The sequence below is a fragment of the [Clostridium] symbiosum genome, from assembly GCA_036419695.1.
Lineage (GTDB): Bacteria > Bacillota > Clostridia > Lachnospirales > Lachnospiraceae > Otoolea > Otoolea symbiosa_A.
Map to the genome: position 1 here is coordinate 3396276 of CP143946.1, position 24865 is coordinate 3421140.

The 24865-nt window shown below is 50.3% G+C and carries 23 protein-coding genes; 7 read left to right on the forward strand and 16 right to left on the reverse strand.

Annotated elements, in window-relative coordinates; genetic code table 11:
• Positions 1 to 366: 366 nt before the first annotated feature.
• From dnaJ to hrcA, 4 genes are all read right to left on the reverse strand, one after another.
• On the reverse strand, positions 367 to 1509 hold the full coding sequence (dnaJ, locus tag V3C10_15430) for a molecular chaperone DnaJ (protein ID WVP60697.1): 1143 nt from the start codon (positions 1507 to 1509) through the stop codon (positions 367 to 369).
• 100 nt (positions 1510 to 1609) lie between these two features.
• On the reverse strand, positions 1610 to 3475 hold the full coding sequence (gene dnaK, locus V3C10_15435) for a molecular chaperone DnaK (protein WVP60698.1): 1866 nt from the start codon (positions 3473 to 3475) through the stop codon (positions 1610 to 1612).
• Between the two features lie 105 nt (positions 3476 to 3580).
• The gene (gene grpE / locus V3C10_15440) at positions 3581 to 4201 is read right to left on the reverse strand and encodes a nucleotide exchange factor GrpE (protein ID WVP64638.1); all 621 of its coding nucleotides are present in this window, start codon (positions 4199 to 4201) and stop codon (positions 3581 to 3583) included.
• 20 nt (positions 4202 to 4221) lie between these two features.
• On the reverse strand, positions 4222 to 5265 hold the full coding sequence (hrcA, locus tag V3C10_15445; GenBank protein ID WVP64639.1) for a heat-inducible transcriptional repressor HrcA: 1044 nt from the start codon (positions 5263 to 5265) through the stop codon (positions 4222 to 4224).
• A gap of 406 nt (positions 5266 to 5671) precedes the next feature.
• Here hrcA and V3C10_15450 point away from each other — a divergent pair, with 406 nt between their 5' ends.
• The 4 genes from V3C10_15450 to V3C10_15465 all read left to right on the forward strand — a co-directional run bounded on the left by V3C10_15450 (position 5672) and on the right by V3C10_15465 (position 9068).
• Entirely contained in the window at positions 5672 to 6460 is a 789-nt protein-coding gene (locus tag V3C10_15450; protein WVP60699.1) for a 3D domain-containing protein, read from the forward strand.
• A gap of 316 nt (positions 6461 to 6776) precedes the next feature.
• Positions 6777 to 7328, forward strand: a complete 552-nt coding sequence (locus V3C10_15455) for a TetR/AcrR family transcriptional regulator (GenBank protein ID WVP60700.1) — start codon at positions 6777 to 6779, stop codon at positions 7326 to 7328.
• A 14-nt stretch (positions 7329 to 7342) separates the two neighbouring features.
• Positions 7343 to 8023: an isochorismatase family cysteine hydrolase gene (locus V3C10_15460; protein ID WVP60701.1), complete on the forward strand. Its 681-nt coding sequence runs from the start codon at positions 7343 to 7345 to the stop codon at positions 8021 to 8023.
• A 328-nt stretch (positions 8024 to 8351) separates the two neighbouring features.
• Positions 8352 to 9068: a 3D domain-containing protein gene (locus tag V3C10_15465; protein WVP60702.1), complete on the forward strand. Its 717-nt coding sequence runs from the start codon at positions 8352 to 8354 to the stop codon at positions 9066 to 9068.
• 162 nt (positions 9069 to 9230) lie between these two features.
• Here V3C10_15465 and V3C10_15470 read toward each other — a convergent pair whose 3' ends face one another.
• Both V3C10_15470 and V3C10_15475 read right to left on the reverse strand, forming a co-directional pair.
• On the reverse strand, positions 9231 to 10028 hold the full coding sequence (locus V3C10_15470; protein WVP60703.1) for an N-acetylmuramoyl-L-alanine amidase: 798 nt from the start codon (positions 10026 to 10028) through the stop codon (positions 9231 to 9233).
• A 1-nt stretch (position 10029) separates the two neighbouring features.
• Complete coding sequence (locus tag V3C10_15475; protein ID WVP60704.1) at positions 10030 to 10188, reverse strand: hypothetical protein; 159 nt, start codon at positions 10186 to 10188, stop codon at positions 10030 to 10032.
• Positions 10189 to 10398: 210 nt separating this feature from the next.
• Here V3C10_15475 and V3C10_15480 point away from each other — a divergent pair, with 210 nt between their 5' ends.
• Positions 10399 to 11010, forward strand: coding sequence for a hypothetical protein (locus tag V3C10_15480; protein ID WVP60705.1), 612 nt, complete (start codon positions 10399 to 10401; stop codon positions 11008 to 11010).
• Positions 11011 to 11056: 46 nt separating this feature from the next.
• Here V3C10_15480 and V3C10_15485 read toward each other — a convergent pair whose 3' ends face one another.
• Positions 11057 to 11563: a superoxide dismutase family protein gene (locus tag V3C10_15485; GenBank protein ID WVP60706.1), complete on the reverse strand. Its 507-nt coding sequence runs from the start codon at positions 11561 to 11563 to the stop codon at positions 11057 to 11059.
• An 895-nt stretch (positions 11564 to 12458) separates the two neighbouring features.
• Positions 12459 to 13052: a nitroreductase family protein gene (locus V3C10_15490; GenBank protein WVP60707.1), complete on the reverse strand. Its 594-nt coding sequence runs from the start codon at positions 13050 to 13052 to the stop codon at positions 12459 to 12461.
• Between the two features lie 344 nt (positions 13053 to 13396).
• Between V3C10_15490 and V3C10_15495 the strand changes: the two genes are divergently transcribed.
• Both V3C10_15495 and V3C10_15500 read left to right on the forward strand, forming a co-directional pair.
• A complete protein-coding gene (locus V3C10_15495; protein ID WVP60708.1) occupies positions 13397 to 13768 on the forward strand; it encodes a BlaI/MecI/CopY family transcriptional regulator in 372 nt (123 codons plus the stop codon).
• Positions 13765 to 15465: a M56 family metallopeptidase gene (locus V3C10_15500; protein WVP60709.1), complete on the forward strand. Its 1701-nt coding sequence runs from the start codon at positions 13765 to 13767 to the stop codon at positions 15463 to 15465. Before V3C10_15495 ends, V3C10_15500 begins: the two co-directional genes overlap by 4 nt.
• 58 nt (positions 15466 to 15523) lie before the next feature.
• Here the strand turns inward: V3C10_15500 and V3C10_15505 are convergent, their stop codons facing one another.
• From V3C10_15505 to V3C10_15540, 8 genes are all read right to left on the reverse strand, one after another.
• Positions 15524 to 16870, reverse strand: coding sequence for an acyl-CoA reductase (locus V3C10_15505; protein WVP60710.1), 1347 nt, complete (start codon positions 16868 to 16870; stop codon positions 15524 to 15526).
• A 20-nt stretch (positions 16871 to 16890) separates the two neighbouring features.
• On the reverse strand, positions 16891 to 17844 hold the full coding sequence (locus V3C10_15510; protein WVP60711.1) for an alpha/beta hydrolase: 954 nt from the start codon (positions 17842 to 17844) through the stop codon (positions 16891 to 16893).
• A gap of 189 nt (positions 17845 to 18033) precedes the next feature.
• The gene (locus tag V3C10_15515) at positions 18034 to 19167 is read right to left on the reverse strand and encodes a hypothetical protein (GenBank protein WVP60712.1); all 1134 of its coding nucleotides are present in this window, start codon (positions 19165 to 19167) and stop codon (positions 18034 to 18036) included.
• A 338-nt stretch (positions 19168 to 19505) separates the two neighbouring features.
• Positions 19506 to 19649 (reverse strand): hypothetical protein, encoded by a 144-nt coding sequence (locus tag V3C10_15520; protein ID WVP60713.1) that lies wholly within the window; start codon positions 19647 to 19649, stop codon positions 19506 to 19508.
• Between the two features lie 238 nt (positions 19650 to 19887).
• On the reverse strand, positions 19888 to 20775 hold the full coding sequence (locus tag V3C10_15525) for a DMT family transporter (protein WVP60714.1): 888 nt from the start codon (positions 20773 to 20775) through the stop codon (positions 19888 to 19890).
• Positions 20776 to 21150: 375 nt separating this feature from the next.
• A complete protein-coding gene (locus tag V3C10_15530; protein WVP60715.1) occupies positions 21151 to 22560 on the reverse strand; it encodes a DUF6034 family protein in 1410 nt (469 codons plus the stop codon).
• 158 nt (positions 22561 to 22718) lie between these two features.
• Positions 22719 to 24152, reverse strand: coding sequence for a HAMP domain-containing sensor histidine kinase (locus V3C10_15535; GenBank protein WVP60716.1), 1434 nt, complete (start codon positions 24150 to 24152; stop codon positions 22719 to 22721).
• Between the two features lie 7 nt (positions 24153 to 24159).
• Positions 24160 to 24825: a response regulator transcription factor gene (locus tag V3C10_15540; GenBank protein ID WVP60717.1), complete on the reverse strand. Its 666-nt coding sequence runs from the start codon at positions 24823 to 24825 to the stop codon at positions 24160 to 24162.
• Between the last annotated feature and the right edge of the window lie 40 nt (positions 24826 to 24865).

The window sequence follows — 24865 nt, forward strand, 5'->3', positions numbered from 1 at the left end:
CTCACTCCATCCCCGCCATAAAAAATTTTGGGCTGTCACGAATGGTGGATACTGTCGATCCATTTCCTGCGGAGCGGGGGACAGGAGTCCCTGGCGGGGCGTTGGGCGAGAGGAGGTGGCTCTTAGGCGCAGAAAGACGGACGGCGCCGGGCGTAATTTGCTCATCAGGAGCAAATTACGGGACAACTGAGCTTGGAATTCATCAGGAATTCAAAGCGAAATTGTCCGGAACCCCGGTGCTGTCCGTCTTTCTGTGGCTTAGAGGCAGCCCTCGGAGCCCGCAGCCGCGCCAGGGACTCCTGTCCCCCGCTCTGCCCGCGATCCCGTCGCCTCAGTATCCACTATCTTAATCAGCAAAACAATTCTTTATTTAAACAGCCCTTTTTTCTTCGGCTTCTCCCCATCCGGCGTCACGCCGTTCATGGCGTCGTCGAACCGTTTAAGAGCCTCTTTCTGGGCCTCGTTCATTCTCTCCGGAACCTGCACGACTAAGGTTACGAAATGATCTCCCCTGATATTTCTGTTTCTCAGGGATGGCACGCCTTTTCCTTTTAAGCGCACCTTGGTATCTGTCTGGGTACCCGATTTTACCTCGTACTCCACTTCTCCGTCCACGGTTTTGATTCGGATCGGACCGCCTAAGGCCGCTTTTGCGAAGGAGATCGGTACGGTGGAAAAGATGCTTGTATCCTGACGCTTGAAAATCGGATGCGGGGATACGATTACTTCTACCAGCAGATCGCCTCTCTCGCCGCCGTTGATACCCGGCTCACCATTGCCGCGGTCGCGCAGGCTCTGGCCGTTGTCAATACCGGCCGGGATGGTAACTTTGATTTTCTTTCTCTTTGTAACAAAGCCGGTGCCGTAACAGTCCGGACATTTCTCTTTGATGATTTTTCCCGTTCCACCGCAGTCAGGACATGTCTGGACATTCTGAATCTGTCCGAAGAAGGACTGCTGCGTGTACATGATCTTTCCTTTCCCGTTACATTTTGCACATGCCTGCGGCTGGGTTCCCGGTTTGGCTCCTGTACCGTGACATTTGTCACAGACTTCCTTGAGGTTTAAATCCAGCTCCTTTTCACAGCCGAAAATCGCTTCCTCAAAGGTGATGCGCACGCTGGTGCGCACGTTGGCTCCCCGCATCGGGCCGTTGCTGCTGCCGCGGCTGCTTCTTCCGCCGCCGAATAAATCGCCGAAGATATCGCCGAAAATATCGCCCATATCCGCGCCGTTAAAATCAAAGCCGCCGAAGCCGCCGGCTCCGCCTGCCCCTCCGTCGAACGCCGCATGGCCAAACTGGTCATACTGTCTTCTTTTCTCCGGATCACTTAATACGCTGTAGGCCTCCGATGCCTCTTTAAATTTGTCTGCCGCAGCCTGATCGCCCGGATTTGCATCGGGATGGTACTTTTTAGCCAGTGCTCTGTATGCTTTCTTAAGGGCTGCGTCATCGGCATCCCTGGACACGCCTAAGACTTCATAGTAATCTCTCTTACTCTCTGCCATGTCAAGTCTTCCTCTCCTAAACACCCGTAAAGGGGCTTGGGCTCTGCCCAATCCCCGCTACGTGTTTTTTATCATTACTGTCAGCTTATCAGAAATTATATTACACTTCTTTGAAGTCTCCGTCAACTACATTGTCATCATGCGGTGCGCCTGCGCCCATATCCGGACCTGCCTGTGGGCCGCCCTGTGCTCCTGCAGCTCCCTGTGCCTGCTCGTAAACCTTTGTGAACAGAGCCTGTGCACTTGCCATCAGTTTCTCTTTGCCTGCTTTAATCTCTTCCACCTGGGCATCTGTCATCTGATCAACCGGGGCTTTGTTGATAACTTCTTTCAGGGCATTTAAGTCAGCCTCTACGGCTGCTTTGTCGTTTGCATCAATCTTATCGCCAACCTCTTCCAGGGCTTTCTCTGTCTGGAATACCATGGAATCGGCGTCGTTTCTCGCGTCAATTGCCTCTTTTCTCTTCTTATCCTGTGCCTCATACTCGGCTGCTTCTTTTACCGCTTTGTCGATATCGGAATCAGACATGTTGGAGCCGGATGTGATTGTAATATGCTGCTCTTTTCCTGTTCCCAGGTCTTTTGCAGATACGTTAACAATGCCGTTGGCATCGATATCAAAGGTAACTTCGATCTGCGGAACGCCTCTTCTTGCAGGAAGAATGCCGTCCAGACGGAAGGTTCCCAGTGTCTTGTTGTCTTTTGCGAACTGTCTCTCACCCTGTACTACATGGATGTCTACCGCTGTCTGGTTATCAGCCGCCGTGGAGAAAATCTGGCTCTTCTTTGTAGGAATCGTCGTATTTCTCTCAATCAGTCTTGTTGCGACTCCGCCCATTGTCTCAATGGAGAGGGAAAGTGGGGTTACATCCAGAAGGAGGATATCTCCTGCGCCTGCATCTCCGGCCAGCTTGCCGCCCTGGATAGCCGCACCAATGGCAACGCACTCATCCGGGTTTAAGGACTTGCTCGGCTCGTGGCCTGTCAGCTGTTTTACTTTTTCCTGTGCGGAAAGCATACGCGTGGAACCGCCTACCAGAAGAACCTTGCCCAGCTCGGATGCCGTGATTCCCGCATCTTTTAATGCGTTCTGTACCGGGATTGCCGTTCTTTCAATTAAATCTCTTGTCAGTTCGTCGAATTTAGCCCTTGTCAGGTTCATATCAAGATGTTTCGGGCCTTCGCTTGTAGCCGTGATGAACGGAAGGTTGATGTTGGTTGTCGTTGCGGAAGAAAGTTCCTTTTTCGCCTTCTCAGCCGCTTCTTTCAGTCTCTGGAGCGCCATCTTGTCTGCCGACAGGTCTACTCCCTCTGTTTTTTTGAATTCATCAATCAGCCACTGTGTCACTCTGTTATCAAAATCATCACCGCCCAGGCGTGTATCACCATTGGTGGCAAGTACTTCGATAACGCCGTCGCCGATTTCGATGATGGAAACATCGAATGTACCGCCGCCCAGGTCATATACCATGATCTTCTGCTCTTTTTCATTGTCCAGGCCGTATGCCAGGGCTGCCGCTGTCGGCTCGTTGATGATACGTTTTACATCCAGACCGGCGATCTTACCTGCATCTTTCGTTGCCTGACGCTGGGCATCGTTAAAATATGCCGGAACCGTGATAACTGCTTCCGTTACTTTTTCTCCCAGATAAGCTTCTGCGTCTGCTTTCAGCTTCTGGAGAATCATTGCAGAGATTTCCTGCGGTGTATATTTCTTGTCATCGATCGATACCTTGTAGTCGGTACCTACATGTCTTTTAATAGAAGAGATGGTCTTCTCGGCGTTAGTAACCGCCTGACGTTTTGCTGGCTCACCTACCAGTCTCTCACCTGTCTTTGTGAATGCCACTACGGACGGGGTTGTTCTTACGCCTTCTGTATTGGCGATAACAACCGGTTTACCGCCTTCCATTACTGCTACACAGCTATTTGTTGTACCTAAGTCAATACCGATAATCTTGCTCATAGTTTTTTCCTCCTGAAAATTGTCTTTTAAATTTTATTTACTATTATCCGTTATTACCCTGTTTCCTGTTTTTTAACTCTGATTGCATTTTAACGTTACTGCTTTTTAGTTCGCCACTTTTACCATGCTGTGTCTTACCACACTTTCGCGGTAGAGATAACCTTTCTGGAATTCCTCGGTGATTTCATTCTCCCCGTAGTTTTCATCGTCCACGTGCATAACCGCATTGTGGAAATTCGGGTCAAACGGCTGACCTACGGCTTCGATTGGTTTTACCCCTGCCTCTTCCAGTGTTTTTAATAGCTGCTTATATATCATATCCATTCCCTCGGCGAATGCTGTCTTCGTCTCCGCCTCCGGTATGGCTGCAAGCCCTCTCTCGAAATTGTCTACTACCGGGAGGATTCGTTCCACAATATCCTTTGCCCCGATTTCATACATGGCCGCTTTTTCTTTCTCCGTTCTCTTACGGAAATTATCAAACTCCGCCATCGTACGCTTCAGGCGGTCGGTCAGATCCTCGATCTGCTCATCCTTCTTGTCTTTCTTTTTGGAGAAAAAACCTTTCTTCTCCGTATTCTTTTCTTTGGCGCTCTCTTCCGCCTCCGCCGTCTCACAGTCTTCCTGTGCGCCGGCGCTCTGGGCTTCCACCGTCTCCCTGCCGTTCTCGTCGGCCGCTTTTACTTCTATTTCTTCTGCGGCTTCATTCTTTTCTATATCTTTCATCTCTTCGCTCACTTCGCAACTCACCTTTCTTCATTTTTAAAAGTATCTTCCAACTGGTTCATCAGCGATCGAAGGGTAGATACCACTTTTTCGTAGTCCATCCGTTTCGGCCCGATGATGCCGATTGTTCCGCGGAGTCCGTCTCCCAGAACGTAATTGGCCGTCACAACGCTGCAGTCCTGCATGGACTGGACCGGGGTCTCATTGCCGATATACACCTGAATCTCGTTCTTCCCGCCGTCGTCCTCCGAATCCGTAAAAAGGTTTTTCAGAAGTTCCTTCTGTTCCAGCGTACTGATTAACTGGCTGGCCTTCTGGCCGTCGCTCAGTTCCGGGTACTTGAAAATGTTCGTCGTACCCTCGGTGTATATCTGAAGATCCTCCTCGTTGGCCCTGATTGCATCGGCAACCTCATTTAACACGAGATCCACCACCTGGCGCCTGTCTCCGGCCTGTTCCTTCATCTTGCTGATGACATCGAGGTTAATCTGCTCGATGGTCAGTCCGTTGAGGCTGTTGTTCAGCAAAATATTCAAGTTTAAAATATCGTCGTCATTCAGTTCAGCATCCAGGCGGACAATGGAGTTCTTAATGATGTTGCCCTCCAGAACCGTCACTATCAGAAGTTTTCCTGCTTCCACCCTGGAAAGCTGTATAAATTTAAGTTTCGTGTGATGATACTGGGGACCGCTTATCATCGTCGCGTAGTTCGTATTCACCGCCAGAAGCTTCGCAAGCTGCTTTAACAGAAGCTCCACTCTGTCCACGCGCTGGATAACCAGTTCCTGCATCTCAGTAACTTCATTTTCCTTCTCCTTCATCAACTGGTCTACGTAGAACCTGTAGCCCTTGTCTGAAGGTATCCGGCCCGCCGAAGTATGGGGCTGGACAATGAATCCCAGTTCTTCCAAATCCGACATCTCGTTCCTTATGGTCGCCGAGCTTAACTGCAGGTCGGAATATTTGGAAATCGTCCTGGAACCTACCGGCTCCCCCGTTTCCAGATAGGTCTGGATTATTGCTTTCAATATCTTAACCTTTCTTTCATCCAGTTCCATCTGCATACATCCTTTCTCAGTTTCCATCTTCCCGGAAGGAAGTCTGGATTTTCATTTATTAGCACTCAACCTATGAGAGTGCTAACATCTACAATTGATACTATATTACTTCACCCTCTTTTTGTCAACCCGTTTTTCTATATTTTTTTGAATTTTATTCATTTTTTATTTTTCCCGGCTTTTTCATGCCCCGCCCGCATTTTCTCTACCATATAAAGTGTAAAACGGGCCTCACGCTCCCAAGTATTTGTTCTTTCTATTGTCACAAAATGATGTAAAAAAAGCCTTTTTATCAAGCTCTTTACGGTCTCAAAACGCTGTTCATCTTGACTTTTAATAATTTTGTAATATAATAATAATACATCATAATATTTGTGAAAAACAAAATACAAACCGGATTGCGAGGAAAATCATGATAACAAGATTACGCCATGGATTTGCCGTAGCAGCATTGTCCATCGTCTGTATGCTTATGGGTGTGTTTACATCTTTCGCCGCCAATTCAAACGGCGAGCTGGATCCGATTAACGGTTCCGTCATAAGCGGATGGGCAGTTGATACCGATAATCCTGACAAAAGTGCATCAGTGGTTCTCTATGTCTACACAGACGGAACGACCGAGGCAAAGGAACTTGCCAGAGTGACAGCAGACCAATACCGTAGTGATTTAAAAGACAGCCTGGGGAACGGCAATCACGCATTTTCTTACACTGTAAATTGGGACAGCCTGGAGGGATCCTCCTTTATTATAGAAGGATACGTTGAAACCGCTTCGGGAAAGAACCGAATTTACGGTTCTCCCCAGTACAGTAAGAAAGAAACGGCAAAGGCCGATGTGAAGTCAGCCTCTAACGGCCCGGCAGGAGATAACGGTACTCCGGCTCCGGCTTCATCTGCAAAGGGGACGAAAGGAGCTTACCTCGGTAAATTCCAGACGACTGCATATTGCAACTGTTCCCAGTGCTGCTCGGGAGGCCACAAGCTGACCTATTCGGGAACCGTCCCGACGGCAAACCATACTATCTCGGCAGACATCAACCGTTATCCCATCGGCACAAAGCTGATGATTGGAGATACCGTCTACACGGTGGAGGACATTGGAACTAACGTGGTCGACAACAAACTTGACATCTACTTTGACACACACCAGCAGGCTTTGGACTACGGACTGAAAACTGTTGACGTGTATGCGGTAGACTAAGAGGCTTTACTACAACTGAATAAGCACCGTAATACATAACTGATTTTTATCTGGCATAGAAAGAAGCGCCGTGACAATGTGATTTGTCGCGGCGCTTCTTTTTTAATATCATAGACTTCTTTTAATATCATAGAAAAGTTCTCCTATGATATTAAAAATCCTCCGGACAGAGTGCATACCCTCGCGAAGATGTCATAATCCACTATGCGTCCGCTCTATGCGCCAGCGGACGGACAGCTTCTCTCTTGACAACACTGTGCAAAAGGCGTAAAATAACAATTGTTACATAACAATTATTATTTAAAGGAGCCATTTTATGCCGCCCAAAGTGAAAGCAGATCGTGATTCTATTTTAAACGCCGCATTGAAAGTTGCAAAGGACGAAGGACTTTCAGCCATCACCGCCCAAAGCGTGTCATCCGTATTAGGTATGTCCGTTGCCCCATTGTTTCGGGAATTTCGGACCGTTGAGGAGCTGCGGACGGCGGCAGTAGAAAAAATCAGTTTCTTCCATTCCCAATACCTGAAAGAATATCCTCCTGAGGAATCGTCGTTTTTAACGTATGGGCTCGCCTACATCCACTTCGCCCGGGAATACCCGCACCTGTTTGAAACCGTGATGCAGCCCCGCCGCTCCGGCCTGAAGGAACAGAAATCCGTTCTGCCTGATTTTGTAGTGAATTGTTTAGCCGATGAGTGCAATCTTAATTTTGAAGAAGCGAAGGAGCTGCTGTTTCATATCTGGATTTACGCTCACGGTCTTGCCTGCCTCGCTTATAACGGCAGCCTTGCCCTTACAAAAGAGGAAGAGAAGGAGCTGCTTGTCACCGCATTTCACTCGTTTTTGAAACATCAAAAAAAAGAATAGCGAAAGGAGCCTCCGTGAAAAAAAATACATATGCTCTGATCCAGGTATGCACAATCGGGCTGTTTACAGCACTGTGCCTTCTGGCTTCCCCGGTTATTTCCAATACGCTTTTAATACTTTTACTAATCAGAGTGATTATCTTTCTGCGGCCTGCAAAGGGTGCAGCCATACAGAGTTTTCAAAATTCCGGGCAGGCCTTAATTGTGATTGACATGCAGGAAGCCATGTGCGGCCGGAGTGGAATTTATCCTGAAAAAGAGGAATTTGTGGAAAAGGTCAATCAAATCATACTGGATGCCCGGAGGCAAAATCAGAAAATCGTGTACGTCTGCCAGGAATTTCACCGTCTCGATTCTGCTTTCTGTTTTCTCGCATTCGGCGGGCGCCTTCTGCAGGGCACAACGGGCGCTTCTCTCTGTCCGGATTTAGAGATTGCAGATGATGCTGTCTTTGTAAAGCATGAACAGGATGCCTTTACCTCCCGCAGATTTGCCGGCTACCTGAACGACAACCGGATTAATGCGGTCACCGTTGTCGGGCTGGATGCTTCTGCCTGTGTTTACAAAACGTCGTTGGGGGCGGTCAACCGCGGCTTCCATGTTACTGTGATTCAGGACGGCATTATCGGGAAAAATACCGCTGCTACGAAACGTGCCTTGCAAAAGCTGGCAAAGGCAGGAGTTTCCATTCGTTAATCTGTAAAAATCTGCCGCTCTACGGATACTTCTCCGTTCCGGCTCCTTCCTAATTTGTCGATAAAAAAAGCGTCCCGCGGCATTGTTGCCGTGCGAACGCTTTTTTTATCGACAATATGGGGTTTGAAAACAACCTTTTCTCAATATTCCGACACACTGGTTCCTGCCGAAAAAACAGTCCGGGAATTCGGGGGATTGGCACGCGGCTTGACAAATTCTGGAAAACGTGTATAATACAATACTGTTACCTAATTATTACATTTCTGTTAAATCATGTTACGAATTTTAATTTATGTAATCGGGTAACAGAAAGGAGCGTTTATCTGTTATGAAAAAAACGTTTATTCTCAAGTCAATTATACTGATGATAAGTCTCACCATCCTTTATACAACCCCTGCCTTTGCCTCCTCAGGCACCATTGTCGGAAGCGTTGATGTTTTTAACGGAACACAGATTGCCGGCTGGGCTTACGAGGCCGCCTCACCGCTCTCCTCACCGGATATCGTGCTGAAGGTCACGAATGCCCTGACGGGCGAGACGGTAAGTGAGATACCGGCAAAACCGGACTCTACCAGAAACGACCTCGTTTCACGCGTTGGTCAGGACAGCACCCCGGCTTTTACCGCCTCCGTGGACATGAGCGGACTGGCTGACGGAACCTACTCCGCAGCCGCCTATAAAGACGGCCAGAAATTCACCGACTCCGTCTATTATACAAAAGGACAGGGCGCCACAACGGCCGATGGAAAATCCGCACACCTTCTGGGTTCGTTCCGCCTGACAGCTTACTGTCCCTGCCGTATCTGTTCCGAGGGCTGGGGACGCCACACCAGTTCCGGAGCAATCGCCGTATCCAACCACACGGTGGCCGTGGATCCGAGAGTCGTGCCGATTGGCAGCAAGCTTTTAATCAACGGAACCGTCTACACCGCAGAGGATGTGGGGGGAGGCGTCAAGGGAAAACATGTGGATATTTTCTTTGATTCCCACGCGCAGACCAAGCAGTTCGGGTCTCAGATGGCGGAAGTTTACATCCTGGATTAATTTTCATTGAACGAAGAAAGGAGACATTCGAAATTCCGATGTAACGATACACCGGGACTTCGGATGCCTCCTTTCTTTTACTGTCTGTACGGATTTCCTCCACGTTTTTCGCCGTGGCCGCCGTCCGCTGCCGTCATCTCTCACTCTGTCCGGCTCAATTTTTTATTCTACGTACCATATCACCTGTGCACCGTTATCGAGTGTGTGCCAGCATGCCCCCTCCAGAGGCCCACCGGCCGTATTGTCAAGGAAATACCAGTCTCCCGGGTCATTCGGCCCGATTACGCTGCTTCCATTCCATCTCTGCCAGTTAATCAGCATATACCCGTCTTTTCCGAACAGATACCAGTGATGGTTGATCAGCAGCCATTTATTGACCGCGTAAGTTCCATCCGCCTCCACGTAGCGGTACTGTCCGGCCGTATTTTTTTCCCATCCGGGCGTGAGTTCATTATCCGTGAGCGCCGCCTTGAAATCGTCCCATGTGTGGTCCGTATGGTTGTAGACAAAGGGGTTGGGGCAGATTTTTCCTGTGACGTCATAGTGGCGCACCACCCGGTCGGGCGTGATATTATATTTCTTCATCAGCTGTCTTGTCAGGGCAATGGCCGACCGCACGGTGGCATCCTCAAAATACCAGTCGCGGCTGGTGGCGGCCTGGCTGCCCTTGGTCCTTACGCACAATTCAATCCCCAGGCTGTTGGAGTTCCGGCACAGCGGATGTTTGTAAGCATTTGCGCCGCAGTGCCAGGCAATATTGCGCTCCTCCACCGACTGCCATATTTCGCCCGAAAAGCCGACGAAGTAATGGGCGCTGGCTCCGATATACTTACTTGCGTAGTATTCGCAGTTGGCCTTTGCGCCTCCCGTAGCCCCCACGTAATGAATCACAATGTATTTAATACGGCTCTCTGTGCCGTTGCTGTAGTTGTAAGGGGTGAGCAGACGGTTTATCTCCATATCAGACCCCCTCCTTTCTGCCGGAAAAGCCCATTTCATCCGCATCAAAACTCTCCCTGAATTTTCTGAGCTCCATAACCGTCATTTCTTTGATTTTGTTTTCCAGTTTTTCTATCTCGGTCTTTGTCAGTTCTCTCGTATTGACACTCTTCACAATCATAAAATAAAAGCCCTTTTCTTTTAGTTTATGACATTCCGGGACAGACTGTGACATTTTGGGGCAGAATAGAGATTATAGAAATTTAACAAAAATACTATAAAATTTTTACCCTTGAATTTCCATCTTCTGATATACTACTGTTTCGTGCTAAAAAATAAGGGCGGTGTCTTTATGCCGGATGGGCGTTTCACCGTTTGGGAGGTCTCTGCTATGATGCTTAATCTGTTTGCTTATTTCATTATCCCCGCTTACACGCTCCTTTTTGTAAAGGGCTACGGATGGTTTACCACGAATTTCTCCGTGATCGGGAACTATATCCACAGGAGGGATGCTTTTGTCCTGTGGGGCCTCATGGTGGGAAGTTATTTTTTCTATGCCCTCCGCTCCATTGTAAGGCATATGGATAAAACAGTTGAGGACGTACCCTCGCCCGGGATGCCCCACAGACGCCGGACAAAGCGGACTCCGCTCATCACGGTATCCCTTGTCCTTCTTTTCTGTGCCATTACAACGCCTTACCTTCCCGAGGAACTTCCGCTTAAGTCGTTTCTTCATATTATATTTGCCTTTTTAGCTGCCGTCCTGCTGCTTGTCTGCCTGATTATCATTATCTGGCATCAGTATCTGATCGAGCCGGAACGCTATGGCTCCTGTCTGTATGCATGGGCCGCCATCGTCGCAGGCTCGGCTTTTCTTCTGATCCTGGTGGGCATCGTCAGCAGTGCGCTGGAAATCTATTATACCGTCACAACGGTGATTTTAACCAGGATCCTGCTGGCCCGGATCTCGTCTTCCGGGCAGCAGGATTCCGCGGGCCGGTAACGCCGGTTCGCAACGCTGCCCGGAACGCAGAACATGTGTGATACCGTTACCGTTTCATAATCTCCCCACAGCCAATCATGGGGCCGGAATTGCCGGACGGCTGGGTCCTGTAATCATCCGGCTCACCGTGGATAATCACGGACCTTCCCATGATATCCTGGATCGTGAATCTTCTGTCGTAGAACGAGAGCCATGCATATCCCTGATTGCTGAGAAGGGACGGGAAGTCTCCCGCATGGAACGGATGCATTGCATTTCCCGGATTAAAATGGGACCCGGCATTGGCAAACGGCTTCGCCGGCGTACCGGTGCAGTTTCCATTTTCATGTATATGCATTGCATAAAAGTTGCTGGGGGACGGCCGTTCCTGATCCGGAAGGCCGAATACTTCGGCTTCTACAAGAACGCCCCCATAAGGCGTCGCATAAAATTTCACCAGCCCGCTGAGAGCCGCATGGGCGGAATCGCCCCTTACCCAGGCAATCGCCTGCGGTTCGTTATCTTCGAGAATATCTGCAAAAGTGTCTCTGGGTGTGTATGAACGATCAGACATAATCAATCCCTCCTTCTTTATAATATGAAGGGGGGATTTGAATGTTCGGGATTGTTGAAAAATGAAGACGCGGGATGGGGAGAGTGTGGGTCTTCAGTCCCGGGGGAGGTTTTGGCGGGTGGGGAATACGGAAGAAAGAAATCTGCTGCGGGGACCGCTTCCGCTTATGGAATGCGCAGCGGATGCTAAGGCGCCATATTACGGCGCCCAAGCACCGGCGGATTCCAACGTCCCCTCCGCAGATTTTTTCTTCCTCCTTCCCCACAGGCAGGTTATGGCCCGGGACTGAAGACGCGTAGTTTTTTCGCCATCCCGCCCCCGCTGCCTGCGGCCGCTTATTTGTCTGCATTTTTCAAAGGGGATGGGGGGTGCTGCCACTATGTAATACTGATGCGCAGGCTGATACATGGTGCTGATATTGTTCAGTCTTTTTTTGTTCTGGGAGAATTAATAGCTGAAAAGATACCGGTTTCCGTTCTTTCTGATTATTACTTTATCATCACTGATTAAGAATGTAAAAGCTGTCACAGAACCCCAAAAAATCATCTTTATGCAGTGGCTACAGCCATACTTTCCCCCTTGAAGAAAGGGGACAGATTAGCCTCCGCAGTCCGTGCGGAATGGCGAAAACCTTCGCGTCTTCGGTCCCGGTCGGAACCTCTCCGGTGGGGGTGGAGGAAGAAAAAATCTCCGGAGGGGACGTTGAAGTCCGCCGCTTCTTAGCGAGGTTTCTTACGAGCTTAGAAGCGCTGCGCACTTCATCAGCGGGAGCGGTCCCCGCAGGAGATTTCTTTCTTCCGTAATCCCCACCCACAACAACCTGCAATCCGGGACCGAAGACTCACCATCCTCCCTCTCACCATTCCCCCCGGCCGTCCCGGCGGCGTCTCCTGTCTCAATCAACTCTCCACTCGGTTACTTCCTCTATCCCTTTCCTCGGCCGCGCGGCAGGCTGCTCATCCGCATAGCCCAGCGCCAGGGCCGCGAACAGTTCTCCTTCGGATCCCAGCCAGTGGTTCAGCTCTTCGTAGGCAAAGCAGGTGTCACAAATCCACAGGCTGCCCAGTCCCTGCTCTTCCGCTGCCAGGCACATGTTCTCAATGGCCGCCCCGATGGACTGGGCGTTACACATCTCGTAGATACGCTCCTCCGGAGTCAGTACGGAGTGGATGGCGAGGCCGAGCGTGTTGACGATGAAAATAACGATGGGAGCCTGCTCCATGATCCGGAGTGTATTTTCCGCTCCGCCAATATACTGGGTGCAGCCGGGAAGGAGCGGGGTTTCTTTTTCTCTATGAAGTCCTCTCTCCATGGCGGCAAGCGCCTCTTTTTTTGCTGCCCCAGACGTCACAATAAATTTCCAGGGCTGCCTGTTTTTGGAAGAGGGGGCAAGTATTCCCGCCTCTATAATCTCTTCTATCATCTGCCTCGGCACATTCTGGTTTTTGTATCTTCGGATGCTGCGTCTGTTGTTTATGGCTGTTATCATCGATTCTTCCATTCCTTTCCGATGTATCTCGTTATCATGTCTCTTTGTTATATTTTTTTGTCGTATCTCTTTCTTGCATTTCTTTTCCGACATCCCGTTTACCAGCATGTGAAATGAAAACAGCAAGTCTCTACCCGACCCGCTGACTGTTTCATTATACCTTCTGAAACCTTAAAAGGCAAGAATCGGAAAACGCCTCGCGGGACATTGCCTGTGAACCGTAACGCGAATCCTTTCAATATTTTAAAATAAGACAAATGTAGTATTGACATTTTTTTAAGACTGGAGTAGTATATGAGTATGAGGTACTACTACAGTCTTATAAATGAAACGAGGTGAATCAAATGGATATTAAACTGGTGGACAGCGAAATTAAAGTTATGGATGTTCTCTGGAAAGAGGGCGACACGATGGCAAAGCACGTTGCCGACGTGATGAATGGGAGGTACGGCTGGAATGTCAATACCACCTATACCCTGCTGAAGCGGTGTATCAAAAAGGGAGCCGTGGAACGGATCGAACCAAACTTTGTATGCCATGCGCTTATTCCTCAGGAACAGGTACAGGAACAGGAAACCGAAGAACTGCTGCACAAGGTGTTCGACGGCTCTGTTGATAAATTATTTGCTTCTCTGCTGGGCAGAAAAAATCTGTCTGCAGAGCAGATTGGAAAGCTGAGACAGATGGTCGAGGAGTTAGGGGGTGATGAATCATGAACCTGCTGCAAATGAGTTTTACTGCTGCTGTTATGATTTTGATTATTACGGTTATCCGGGCTCTTTTCATCAACCGCCTGCCAAAGGCGACGTTCATTGCCCTGTGGGGGATTGCGCTGATACGGCTGCTGGTTCCATTCTCGCTGCCTTCGCCGCTGAGCGTCTATTCCCTTGCCAACCGCCCGGAAGCCGTACATATTCCCATTATTCCGGCAGCAGGCATGACCGGCGCACCGGCGGCAGGTATTCCGCCGCTTATACCAACAGCCCCCGCCATGCCGGCTACCGCCTCTGCCGCCGGAATTACACTGTGGGGATGGCTCTGGATCGCTGGAACGGCTTTGTGCGCTTTCTATTTTGCACTTGCCTACATCAGATGCCGCCGCAGTTTTATGGCTTCCCTCCCGGCAGAAAACGATTTTACCGTGGAATGGCTGGCATCCCATCGTTGTAACCGGCCGCTCTCAATCCGCCGGTCAGGCAGCATTACGGCCCCGCTTACCTATGGACTGTTCCGCCCCGTTATCTTGATGCCGGAACAAACGGATTGGGCCGACACAAAAAAACTACAGTATATTCTTGCCCATGAATACGTACATATCCGGCGCTTTGACGGGGGAACAAAACTTCTGCTGACCGCCGCCCTGTGCATTCACTGGTTCAATCCCCTGGTCTGGGTAATGTATTGTTTAGCAAACCGGGATCTCGAACTGTCCTGTGATGAAAAAGTGGTCCGGATGTTTGGAGAAACCGTAAAATCCGCCTATGCGCTCACGCTGATCGACATGGAGGAACAAAGAAGCGGACTGACTCCGCTATGCAGCCATTTTAGTAAAAATGCGATCGAAGAAAGAATCGAGGCAATTATGAAAATTAAAAAAATTTCAACATTTACCATGATTATTGCTTTTGCCGTTGTAGCCACTGTTGGAAGTACGTTTGCCACTTCCGCCGCTGTGGAGAATGAAGCATATGATCCGGTTTTCACAAAAGAACATATTGTTTTGTCCCCCGATTACTCCTATGCCTACAAATTTCTGCCTGCTCCCGACCTCTATGCAAAGTATTCCTCCTATGGTATTTCCATCTCGGACGATGGAAATACACTGCTTTACAATGGGCAGAAAGTAAAGCTTTTCATGGACCCGGATTCTGATACCGAGGCCTTCTACTATGATGAAGACGGCACCGCCTATCTGTCGGCCTCACGCAATTCATCCGGTAAGATTACCGGCGTAAACACGATATCGAAGAAAGATGCAGAAAAGTACCGTGACGCATTTTTCGACTTTGACGCAAAGAATGACGACATTACAAACGGATTGAGCGGCGGCATAAGGAATGAAGCCGGGACAAACGGAACGAAATATGACGAATATCTGCCCTATGGCATTACCTTGGATGCAGAAAAAGATAGTATCCATTTCAACGGCCGGCGTGTAAGAATGCTTGTAGATGAAAGAAAAAAAGACGGTTTCTTTTATACGTTCTGGACCGACGAGGCCGGGACGGTCGATTTATCCGTCGTGCGGGACTCCTCCAACCGGATTACACGGATAGAAACTCTTTCAAAAGAAAAGGCGCAGGAGTATCTTGAATCTGCCCGCAGGCAGGAACAGGATGAGCCGGAGGATCTGGAGGATCGAGTAACAAAACGGGCAGAAAAACGAATTCAAGATTTATATCCGGATTCATAATACCGGTAATTGACAAAGCCGCAAAGTTTGATCAATCTGCGGCTTTGTCTTTGTCACTTCAGTCTATGGCACCTGCATCCGGCCCGGTTTCTGTTATTTTACCTTTATACTCTGCAATTCTCGTATACTCCCTGAGCGCAAAGGTTCCATCATGGGAACCTGTAATTTCAAATTCACTCATATTTTCCAGGCCGCACAGATTGGTCAGGCCGCACTGTTCGAACAGCTGGCCCAGTTCCCGGCTCTCCGGATACATTCCCACCGTTTGGAGATGACGTTTGGACGAATGGAGGGCGGTAATGATCTGTTCTCTCGGCAGGGGTTTGACAAGGACGTTGCCGAACTGGCCGGAGACCTCCAGCTTATTATCATCCATGCAGGTGACGCTGCCGCTTCCGGCCCTGTACACACGGCATAACGGCACCTTCCCTGCCGCCCGGCATCTTGTTCCGCTCACCCGTTCCAGTCTTCTGGTCATCAGCTCCACCGTGACTTTTCCCTGAATAAAAGGTGAGTTTCCCTCCATCCCCTCTTCCCGTTTCATTATCTTTGCAAAACGTCTTCCAAACCGCTTTACTTCCTCAAAATCATCCGTATTCAGATAAATCACCTGACAGGAACTGCAGAGCAGCTGTTTTGTGCCGAAAATGTGGCTTGCCAGCGCACCGAGTTTCTCCTCCGGTGCGTCAAGGTCGTCAATGTAGGCGAAACTGAGGCGGTGCCCCCATTCTATCAGCTTTACATTGGCGGGTGCGCTCCTTCTCACCGCCAGGATCGTCTCGTCGGAGCCCCAGACGGCGATGCCTCCGGCCAGCCTCATCATCATTTTCATCGTCTCTTCATCCCCGGAGGGCGTGTCCATCACGTAAATGTACTCTTTCAGGACCGGTTCATATTCCGTCAGCTTTTTCAGTATAAAAAGTGACAGTCCGTCGTCCCCGGCCGGGAGCTTCAGAACATTAATATTGCCGGCCAAAAGGCCTTCCAATACGCTGTATGCAGGCAGACCCTCCGCATTTCCCGCTGCGATATGGAGAAGCACGCCAATCGGAAGGCGGCGGAAACGTTTTCCTTCCGCGCTGCTGTCCGGGATCCCTGACAATTCCAGTTGAAACTTCTTTCTCAGAGCGTCCGCACGGAACAGTCCCGCCATGGAGACAGACAGGCCGTCGTGAAAGTTCAAAGGTTCCTTCCCCGGTTGTCTGCCGCCGATCTGCAGATACCGAGCAAATTCCCGGTCAAATTTCCCCGCCACAGCATCCTCCGCCATCTTTCCGGCCGCGTTTATCACTCTCTCCGGGTCAAGCTTCTCCCCGGAGAGGGTTCTTGTAATCCGTTTGTCCATCAGCCTGATTGCCATTCTGTAATTCACGGAATCTGATATTTTTCCGTTCATAAAAATCATATCGTACCCTCTCGTTATTGTTATCCTTTTCTCAGAAACCAGCTAACGGCCAAATCCATGGCCGCCCTGCATGCATTAGTCTGATCCAGTGCGTTCAGCATCACAAAATCATGGATCGTCGCCCTGATGCGCACCGACGTCACATCGACCCCGGCCTGCAAAAGCTTTGATGCATAGGCCTCCCCGTCGTCGCGCAGCACATCCGCCTCCCCGTTGATAATCAGGGCCGGGGGAAGTCCGGCAAGCTGTTCGAGTCCGGCCCTCAGCGGTGACGCCGTGATCTGGGCCCGGTCGGCTTCGCACCGGGTATACTGGTTCCAGAACCAGATCATTCCCTCCCGGTACAAATAATAATCCGTTGCAAATTCGCAGTAAGTGCAGGTATCAAAGCAGGCATTGGTAACCGGATAAAAAAGAAGCTGTCTCGCAATTCCGGGACCGCAGCGGAACTTAGCCATCAGCGTCATGGCGATCGCCATGTTACCTCCGACGCTGTCTCCCGCAACGCTTAAACCCTCCATGTTAAACGGTCCTCCCGTCTCCCGGTTAAACGCAGGAAGGGCGCACAGCAGGCTGTAACACTGCTCAATAGCTGTGGGATACTTTGCCTCGGGCGACAAGCTGTACTCCGGAAAGACGACAACGGAACCCGTGCGCGCCGCCAGCTCTCTGACCAGCTTCTCATGGGTGTGGAAATTTCCGAATACCCAGCCCGCGCCGTGGATGTAAAGAATCGTGCCGGCGTCCGGGGAACCGTTTTCCGGCCTCACAATGTAAACGCGGATCACGCCCCATCTTCCTGTATTAAAATTCGTCATGCAGACGGAGGCCGGGTACATGTAAACGGGAGCATCCTGAGCCTCATCCAGCTTCATCCTGCCCTGCCACGGCGGCAGTTGAAAAATCAGGGGCGGTTTTGAATTGTCGATGCAGACCTGCAGGGCCGCCTTTTCCAGCGGAATTCTCTTTTTCATATCTATATCCTTTGGTGGCTTTACTTCTATTTTATACGGATCCGGCCGGAAATGCCGCTTGTACCGGTTTTTTTCTCTCTTTTTTCAACCGGTGCCGCACCGTTTATCATATCGGCGTTGTCAACCACATGGCCGCGCTGTTTCCTGCATGCCCGTGCTGTTTCCCATATGGCCGTATTGGTTGCACCGTCACTCCCCCTGCCACCAGTACTCCGCAGCTCCGGCGGCACACGTTTTAACGCCTTTCGCCCCGGTCCGCCCAAGCAGCTTGAGATATGCGCCTTCTATACCGCAGCCACAGTCTTTTCCATCATACAAAACACCGATATCATCGGTCATTACACTCATCAGGGGGAGATCCGAACCAATGGGAGTCATCAGATTTACCAGGCCCGCCCGGCCCCTCGGCAGGATCTTCAGGTTTCCCGCGTCCCGGATCAGCACATTGGCATACGCCGGTATATGAAAATGATGGTTCCGGCAGCTACAGTAAAGCACCGGATGTTCGGCTGCACCAAAAAATTCATGGACATGGTTCTCCCCGATGCCGAGCACCTCCCATATCAGGGAATACAGCTCCTCCTTTGGAATCTCATCCCCTGCAAACTGTTTCCATCCTCCGCCCAGCATCACCCTGGATCCGGCAGGAAGTTTACAGCTTATCCGCTCCTCCTTCATTTTTCTGAGCAAAAAACAGGTATAGGAGGGAAATCCCACAATCCTGACCGGATTCCTTCCCGAAGAGAACGTTACCAGCTTATCGAGTATTCCTTTCAGATTCAGCCTGTATCCTCCATCGGCGCCACTTCTCCCTCTTCTGTATTCCAGGGCATACGTCCGGTCTAGGCCAGGTGCATACCAGGTTGAAAGATAGGCTGTTTTGGAGATTACCGCCTTATTCTCCCTCACCGGCTGATATCCCAGCATAATATAATGAACCGGCCTCAGAGAAAAAAGGCGGTGCACCCGCCCCAGATTGGCCGCCATTGCCGCCAGAAGGCACAGTTCCCCTGGCGTGTACCGAATCCGGCTGACGGAACCTCCCGTGCCGGAGGAAGTCACTAACACGGCCGGGCCGCGCCTGATTCCTATATGATTTCTCTTAAAATACAGGGTAGGTATGATGGGAAGTTTCCCCAGATCTCCCACGTTTCTTAAGTCCCGCAGGGTAAAACCGGCATCGGCGCAGATGGCACGGTATTCCGGGGAACGCTTCAGAAAACAGGCTGTCTTCCGTTTCATTGCACGGAAGAAACGTATTCTGTTTTTTCCTCCGTCATAGGGCCGGCGCGTCGCAAACAGCCTTATCAAATCTATATCCATAATCGTCTCCGTTTTTCTTCTGAACCAGTCGTATATCCACAGTGTCCCGTTCTCTTTTTAAAGTCATTATAGCATCGCTGCGGACAGGCTGGCAATACAAAGAACCGGTTTCGGAAAGTTCTCGCCAAGTGCCCATATCAATCGGAGATCTCCACAGGCCGTCCGGCAGTCCTGCGAATGCGTCACTGTACACGCCGCCCCCGGTAGCCCGCATGCCCCTCTCACATTCCCCTGCTTTGCACCACAAAAAAATGAGTTGTCCACCGCCCGGATATCCCGGCAGCGGGCAACTCATTTTTTTGTGGTTTTCCTGCATTTATTCATTATTCTGACTACTCCTAATCAGTCCATGCTTTTTTGTACTTGATTTTTCTGTAAAACTTCCAGATAATCAGCGCCGGCAGGCTTATTGTTAAAACAGCGGTGGAAAGCCCTCCAATCACCGCGTAAACAATAATAAGTAAAATCGCAACCAGATTCATATATTGTCCCTCCTTCTCTACCTACCTCCATTCTATTCGTGTTTTGAAAAAAGGAAAGAGATTTGGGCATTCCTTTGCGGTGTTTTAATGATCCTTTCACTGTCTTTAAATAAAATAAAGAAATATGAAAGATAGGTTAGCAGAAGGTTAACGGACAGTTGAAGCATGGACGGTATTTCTTAACGTGATTATTACGGGAAGTTCCACTGAGGAACGTGTGGCCCTCTCTTCCTATTCGTCAGGCGCGTTCCTCCTGCCCCCGGAATCTCCCTCCAAAATTGAAAATCAGTACGCCCAAAAGGATCATTCCGCCGCCAATCAGTGTTGCGGAATCGGGGACTTCATCTGCAAGCAGGAAACCCAGAATGCTCGTCAAAAAGGGCGTGATAAACATATAGTTGCTGACCTGTGATATCTGCTTTGCCCTGGCAAACGCCATGGCCCATGAAACATAGGCAATGGCGCTGGAACCGATGCCCAAAACCGCAAGATAAAGATACTGGATCGCAGGCGCATGGGAAACCTCACCGATGGCGGCCGGCGCAAAGACCGCCAGCAGGATTGTCCCGACAAAAATGCTGTATGTAGAGGTCTGCAACGCGGTGCAGGTTTTCGTCAGTTTCCGCTGTAACAGATTATAACCGCTCAATGCCAGCGCCGCAAGAAACAGCCAGAAAAGCCCCGCATTGATGGAAAAGACGCCGTTCATCAATGTCAATACGGCAACGCCGATAAACTCAACCAGAATTGCCGCCCACTGGAATGCACGCAGTTTTTCCCGATAGATAAAACGGGCCAAAAGCGCGGTAAACACAGGCACTGAAGCGATTACGACACTGCCTGTGGCGGCTGTGACCGTGGCCTGCCCCTGGTTGAAGGCAATCATATACAAAAAGAAACCAATCCCGCCCGCAGCCAGAAACCACGGCAGATCGGCCCTGCCCGGCAGCTTCATCTTTGTCAGGACGGCAACCGCAATGAGGGCGCAGGAGGCAATCAAATACCTTAAAAATCCCAGTGAAAAAGCGGTAAAATACTGAAGCGTAAGCCGCGTCAGCACATAGGCCAGCGACCAGAAGAAAATTGTAACTGCTGCATAAGGGTGAAAACTGTCTCTTAATTTCATATTCATTCCTCCGACTTGCAATAAGCAATATCATATTATAACACAAACCATATTCTTCCAGTATAGTTAAATCACAGTTTTTTCCCATTAAAACAGCCAGATATCAACCAGTCTAAAAAAGTGTTCCTGCATGCCGCGCCGTTCAGACCGAATACCGCGTTCCAAACAACGAAAAGTACGCTTTGCGAACTTTTCATTGCCGCTCAACAGCGAAAAGCACGCTTCGTGAACTTTTCATTGCCACTCAACAAAAACTCCGCGCCACAGCGAAGAGGCCGGAATGGTGGGCGATAACCTTCCATCGGGACTGAAGACTCACCTCCTCGCCTCACCATTCCGCCACGGCCTCTCCGGCACGTTTCCCATTCTTTCACCTCACTCCCAGAGAATCCGCCCATCATCCGCCCGGATCGAGAGAATAATTCCATCCTGCTGCGCCATCTCTCCGCTGACGCTCTCTATCAGCTCCGCCTCCTCCGACGTTTCCCGGCCGCGTGAGACATTTCCGTAAAAATTCCATACAGGAATCAGTTCCTGCTCCGTCACCTTTTTGCTGTTTTCACGGCCAATAAAGGCATATTCCATCTTTACTTTACTGACATTCACCATGGTCACAGGCTCCGTCCATCCGGCAGGCGCCTTTTCGTCTTTCTGGTAGGACTGCAGCCCGCTCTCGCTGTTCCTGCCATAGGAATCTTTGCAGTACTGTTCGAATAACTCATGGATTGCCTTGAAGGGAAGCAGGAAGGTTCCGTCATTTGCACTGACCTCCAGTTCTTCTTTATCAATCAGTTTGAGATGAGTCAGGGTTCCGTCTTCACTGTATATCACATCGATATAGGGTCCCTCCAGGCTTGAATTGGCAGGCAGGTTGAGACTTGGGCAGGTTACTCCGACACCGTCAATGGAAGGGGTGAATGTGATACGGTATTTAAAATCCGATACGCTCTCGCCGTCTATTGTGTAAAACGCTTCCCTCCATCTCGTGTCGTAAATCTTATATCCCTTTATGCCGAATTGTTTGAGCAGCTCTTCCGCCCTTTTTTCAAACTCCCTGGCCTTTCCCGCCCGTGAAACGGCTGCCGCATCGTCATTCTCATAGACAGCCGACGGCTTTTCCATATGGCGGCCGTCATTATATATCTCGGTCAGCCAGATCAGGGAAATGGGCGGGCGAAAGTCTTCTGTTCCCGTCCGGTAGGTGAGCTGGTAAACCGCTCCCGCTTCATTCTCTCCCCAGGTATTTGTACTTTCTCCATATACGTCTCCGTTTTTCAGAGGCGTTTCGTCCGATGCGGCAGCAGACACATTGCCGTCAGCCGCCGCACTGTTCTCTATGCCGACTGAGGTCTCCTCTTCACCTTCGTAAAAGTACAGCGTGTTGACCGTCTCCTCCTCCCAGGTAACTCCCAGCGTTTTTGCCAGCGTCTTTTTTACCTGCTCATACTCCTCTTTTGTATAATTGACGGATTTTGCGCTTTTGATCACAGCTTGTTTGAGATCCGGAACCGTAACCGGGGCGTCGGCCGAGAGTATCATACCCTTTTCTTTTACTTCCGTCTTATAATGTTCCGGCGCCTGCACCTGTTCCGGCACGCTAAGTTCATGATTTCCGGCGGTCCCGTCTTTTGCCCCTCCGCTCTCGCCATCCGCGCTCTGCTCCACGGCGGAGGACTCCGTTTTTTCTCCGATTACCTGCTTATCCCCTCCCGTGCCGCAGCCGGTGGCCAGAGCGCAGGCGGCAGCCGTTAACAGGAGCAGACAGGATATTTTTTTTCTTTTCACTTTATCTTCTCTCCTTATCACTTGTAACGGTAAATCATCACCTGTAAACAGTGAATCAAACGTCCGTCGGACGTCTCACTACCGTTTGATATAGAGATTCTACCTTTTTATGCAGGCAAAGTCCTCATCAAAATGTAAACGTTTTGTAAATGCGTTCCTCAGCTCTGCGGCTTACCGCCGGACCGTAAATTGCAGTGGAGGATGACCTGCGTTCCGCATTCTTCCTCCAAAAATCCGTCCGCCTTGTGCCGGCTCTTAATTTCTATCCTCACGCCGTGCAGTGAGGCAATCTTTTCACAGAGAGCCAGCCCCAGCCCGGATCCACCCTCATTCCGGCTTCTGGACTTATCCGCCATATAAAACGCTTCCGTCACATGGGGCAGATCCCGGGCCGGAATCCCGCAGCCCTCATCCGTGATGACAATTCGGTCTTCTCCGGCTTCAATTCTGATTTTTCCTCCCGGCTTTGATGCCTTCACCGCATTGTGGATGAGGTTAAAGAGAAGGGACAAAAACAGTTCCCTGTCCGCCTGAATCCATAGTTCCGTCTCCTGCGCCTTCCTCTTCTCTATCATAAGCTTTTTCTCTATCACAGGTTTTTTCTCTATTACAACCTTTTTGGCGCTCCAGAGCGGTTCCGTCTCCTTTACCGCAGCGTCAATCAGCTCCCATACCCGCAGCGTTTCAAAACGCACTTCCTCATTTTCATATCTGCCCAGAAGGCTCAGCATCTTGGAGGAAAGGCGTTCCAGGCGCAGGCCTGCGTCATGGATCTGTTCCAGGGAGCGTTTCTTTTGCTCCTCGGACAGTTTGACGTGCAGCAGGCTCTCCGAGTACCCTATCACCGCCGTCATCGGCGTCTTAATCTCATGGGCCAGCGCCCCCAGAAGCAGCTCCAGATCTTCAACCTGCTTCTCCACCTTTTCCGTCATCTGGTTAAATGCCCCGGCAAATTCTCCGATTTCATCCCGGCTGTTCACCGGCACCCGCTCGCCAAGGCTGCCGTTGCCAATCTTGACGGCGGCTCTCGTCAGCTCTTTAAGCGGTTTCAGCGCCTTATGGGTCATGAAAAGAGCCGCGGCGGCCGTCAGCGCCCAGACTCCTGCGCACAACAGCGCCAGAATGATTCCCCGGCGTTCTATCTCCTGATAATAGGGGGTGATATTCTGTGCCATCAGCACATCATAGCCCGGAAACTGGCTGATCTCACGCTTCATCAGGAGCACCGCCTTTTTCCCCAGGCGCTGGATTTTGTATGGCCCTTCCAGGGCTCCCGGATCCAGAATCTCAAAATCGGTCAGATTTACAATACACTCCTCCCCCTTTAAAAGGGCATACCCGTTCTTATAACATTTCCTGAACTGGTATTTCAGATATGCCTCCGCGGCAATGTCGCCCATGGCCTCAAAATCCTCCCTGGTCCCTATTTCCGAAAAGGCATAGGAAATGGAGTCCATCTGCCTGTCGTAGTTGTCCACGGCCACGGAAATGCTCTGGGAGCGCATCTGCCAGAACGCCAGAAGGCTGACGGCCAGAAAAGCCGCCGCCAGACTGGCGGAAAGAATCACAATCAGTTTTTTCGTTAGTTTCATATGGCAGTTAAACCTCCAGGCGGTATCCCAGCTTCGGTATGGTCTGTATTCTCGACGCCGCCTTCAGTTTCTTTCTTAAACTGGCGACATGGACGTCCACGGTCCTTGTCTCTCCCCCATAGCCGCCGCCCCATATCTTATCGAGCAGCTGGTTTCTTGTAAAGGCGACATTCCGGTTGCGGCAGAGAAACAGGAACAGATCATATTCCATCGGCTTTAACTGGATTTCCTCCCCGTCTTCATAAACCTTGTGTCCCGTCAGATCGATCCGGCAGCCGTCAAGCTCTACCGTGCTTTTCAATTTTCTCCTCCGCTTCAGGACATTCTCCACCCTGGCGAATAATTCCATCATTTCAAACGGTTTGACGATATAGTCCTCCGCACCCAGACGCAGCCCCTTGACCTTCGACGCCACGTCTGCTTTTGCCGTCAGGAAAATGCAGGGAATCTCCTTTCCGTTCAGCCCTTCCATCAGATCAAAGCCGTCCGGTCCTGGCAGCATCACATCCACCAGCGCCAGGTCGTATTCTCCCCGATCTTCCCGGATTTTCCGCTCCGCCTCCGTGCCGTCGCAGGCCGTCTCCGTCTCATACCCGACCGCTTCCAGGTTCATGCAGAGCAGTTCCCTGATTGCGGCCTCATCTTCTATAATGAGGATCTTGTTTTTCTCCATCTCTCCCCCTGTATCCGTCGTAATTTTATGTTCCCGCCGC

Coding starts and splice junctions, on each gene's coding strand:
- V3C10_15495 (WVP60708.1), top strand. CDS start 13,397: ATGGATATTAAACTGGTGGACAGCGAAATTAAAGTTATGGATGTTCTC.
- dnaJ (WVP60697.1), bottom strand. CDS start 1,509: ATGGCAGAGAGTAAGAGAGATTACTATGAAGTCTTAGGCGTGTCCAGG.
- V3C10_15540 (WVP60717.1), bottom strand. CDS start 24,825: ATGGAGAAAAACAAGATCCTCATTATAGAAGATGAGGCCGCAATCAGG.
- V3C10_15450 (WVP60699.1), top strand. CDS start 5,672: ATGATAACAAGATTACGCCATGGATTTGCCGTAGCAGCATTGTCCATC.
- V3C10_15455 (WVP60700.1), top strand. CDS start 6,777: ATGCCGCCCAAAGTGAAAGCAGATCGTGATTCTATTTTAAACGCCGCA.
- V3C10_15480 (WVP60705.1), top strand. CDS start 10,399: ATGATGCTTAATCTGTTTGCTTATTTCATTATCCCCGCTTACACGCTC.
- grpE (WVP64638.1), bottom strand. CDS start 4,201: ATGAAAGATATAGAAAAGAATGAAGCCGCAGAAGAAATAGAAGTAAAA.
- V3C10_15500 (WVP60709.1), top strand. CDS start 13,765: ATGAACCTGCTGCAAATGAGTTTTACTGCTGCTGTTATGATTTTGATT.
- V3C10_15510 (WVP60711.1), bottom strand. CDS start 17,844: ATGAAAAAGAGAATTCCGCTGGAAAAGGCGGCCCTGCAGGTCTGCATC.
- V3C10_15505 (WVP60710.1), bottom strand. CDS start 16,870: ATGATTTTTATGAACGGAAAAATATCAGATTCCGTGAATTACAGAATG.
- V3C10_15535 (WVP60716.1), bottom strand. CDS start 24,152: ATGAAACTAACGAAAAAACTGATTGTGATTCTTTCCGCCAGTCTGGCG.
- V3C10_15490 (WVP60707.1), bottom strand. CDS start 13,052: ATGATAACAGCCATAAACAACAGACGCAGCATCCGAAGATACAAAAAC.
- V3C10_15465 (WVP60702.1), top strand. CDS start 8,352: ATGAAAAAAACGTTTATTCTCAAGTCAATTATACTGATGATAAGTCTC.
- V3C10_15475 (WVP60704.1), bottom strand. CDS start 10,188: ATGATTGTGAAGAGTGTCAATACGAGAGAACTGACAAAGACCGAGATA.
- dnaK (WVP60698.1), bottom strand. CDS start 3,475: ATGAGCAAGATTATCGGTATTGACTTAGGTACAACAAATAGCTGTGTA.
- hrcA (WVP64639.1), bottom strand. CDS start 5,265: ATGCAGATGGAACTGGATGAAAGAAAGGTTAAGATATTGAAAGCAATA.
- V3C10_15485 (WVP60706.1), bottom strand. CDS start 11,563: ATGTCTGATCGTTCATACACACCCAGAGACACTTTTGCAGATATTCTC.
- V3C10_15515 (WVP60712.1), bottom strand. CDS start 19,167: ATGGATATAGATTTGATAAGGCTGTTTGCGACGCGCCGGCCCTATGAC.
- V3C10_15525 (WVP60714.1), bottom strand. CDS start 20,775: ATGAAATTAAGAGACAGTTTTCACCCTTATGCAGCAGTTACAATTTTC.
- V3C10_15470 (WVP60703.1), bottom strand. CDS start 10,028: ATGGAGATAAACCGTCTGCTCACCCCTTACAACTACAGCAACGGCACA.
- V3C10_15520 (WVP60713.1), bottom strand. CDS start 19,649: ATGAATCTGGTTGCGATTTTACTTATTATTGTTTACGCGGTGATTGGA.